This is a genomic window from Polaromonas sp. P1_E3 (genome assembly GCF_056405935.1).
Window position 1 is genome coordinate 1 of the sequence record NZ_JBFUBD010000459.1, and the last position, 1,968, is coordinate 1,968.

The 1,968-nt window shown below is 60.5% G+C and carries 2 protein-coding genes; both read right to left on the reverse strand.

Features of this window, described 5'->3' with window-relative positions; all coding sequences use genetic code 11:
- The coding region (locus tag AC1D0Z_RS20520; RefSeq protein WP_477660014.1) for an MFS transporter at window positions 1–634 on the reverse strand (634 nt) is incomplete at its 3' end.
- Between the two features lie 28 nt (window positions 635–662).
- A complete protein-coding gene (locus AC1D0Z_RS20525; protein ID WP_477660015.1) occupies window positions 663–1,925 on the reverse strand; it encodes an MFS transporter in 1,263 nt (420 codons plus the stop codon).
- Window positions 1,926–1,968 lie beyond the last annotated feature (43 nt).

The window sequence follows — 1,968 nt, forward strand, 5'->3', positions numbered from 1 at the left end:
GTGTGGTCGATTCGCCCGCGAAGCCTCCGAAGAGACTTAGAGTCATCACCAGCGGGATGACGATCTGCATGGTCGTCACGCCGAAATTGCCCAAGCCTGCATTCAGGCCGAGTGCCGTGCCCTGCAGGCGCTTGGGGAAAAAGGTGCTGATGTTGGACATGGAGCTGGCGAAGTTGCCGCCACCCACGCCCGACCATAGCGCCATCAGCTGGAAAGACCACAGCGGCCACTCGGGGTGCTGCAGCACGATGCCGGTTCCGATGGCCGGTGCCAGCAGCATGGAGGTTGTCAGGAAGATGGTGTTGCGCCCGCCAGCCAGCCGGATCAGAAAGGAGGCCGGAATGCGCATCGTGGCGCCGGCCAGGCCCGCAATGGCTGTGAGTGTGAAGAGTTCGGCCTGGGTGAAGGGAAAGCCCAGGTTGAGCATCTGCACGGTGATGATGCCCCACATGCCCCAGACAGCAAAGCCGCACAGGAGGCTGGGCACGGAAATCCAGAGGTTACGGTAAGCAATGCGTTTGCCGGTGCTTTCCCAGAACTGCTCGTCCTCTGGGCGCCAGTCGGTGATATCGGCGCCAGAGGAATGCGGCTGAAGAGCCGGAATGGCAGCACTCGCTGCGGACTTGGTACTCATGATTTTTCCCTTGAAGAAGATGAGCGCATCAGGCCGATGCGCCGCTTGCGTTCGAACCCATGACCTCAGTGCGGCGCACTTCCGTCCAGTACATCCAGATCAGCGACACCCAGACCACGCCATACATGAACATGAAGGCGCTTGAACGGATGCCAGTCACATCCATGAGCACGCCGAAAATGATCGGTAAAACGAAACCGCCCAGGCCGCCGGCCAATCCGACAATGCCGCTGATCGCGCCGATGTTGGCGCCGTAGTCGTCGCTGATGTACTTGAAAACACTGGCTTTGCCGAAAGCCCAGGCAATGCCCAGGGCGAACATAAGCGCGGTGAAGGTGTAGACGTTCAGCCCAAGATGGAAAGTGGCTGGCCCGTTGACCGTGAGAATGGTGAAGTCCGTTTGCGGGTAAGACAAAAGGAACAGGCAGACCCAACTCACCCACATCACCCACCAGGTCACGCTGTGCGCGCCGTACTTGTCCGACAGCACGCCGCCAAAGGCACGCAGCAAGCCGCCGGGCAGAGAGAAACACGCAGCCAGCAACGCTGCCACGCGGATGTCCAGGCCGAACTCACCCACGTAGTACTGCACCATCCAGAGCGACAGSGCSACATAACCGCCGAASACGATGCTGTAGTACTGGCAGTACTTGAGCACCTTGGGGTCTTTCAGTGCCTTGAGCTGGTCGCTGAACTTGACGCGGCTGGGCACCAGGTGCGAAGGATCGCTGTAGCTGAACAGCCAGAACAGCACCAGCGCGCCCAGCATGATGACGGCGTACGTCTGCGGCACCATGGCCCAGCCAAAGGCCACCAGCAGCACCGGCGCCACAAATTTGTTGACGGCCGCGCCCGAGTTGCCGGCGCCGTACACGCCCATGGCCATGCCCTGGCGGTTTTTTGGGAACCAGCGCGCCACGTAAGGTGTGCCTACCGAGAACGATCCGCCGGCCAGGCCGACAAAGAGGCCAATCACCAGGAAATGCCAATAGGCCGTGGCGTAACTCATGAGCCAGATCGCGGGCACGGTGATGGCCATCAGGATCGCCATAACGATGCGCCCGCCGTAACGGTCCGTCCAGATGCCCAGGGGGACGCGGATCAATGAACCCGTCAGCACCGGCGTGGCCGCGAGYAGGCCGAACTCGGTGGCGTTGAGGTTGAGCATCTTCTTGATCGGGATGCCGATCACGCCGAACATCATCCAGACCATGAAGCAGACGGTGAAGGCCAGTGTGCTGACAATCAGCACCGACCAGGCCTTCCTTGAATTACCGAGTTCAGAGCTCATGCATGTTTCTCCTGAGACATGGCATGACTGTCGGCTTTAAGCG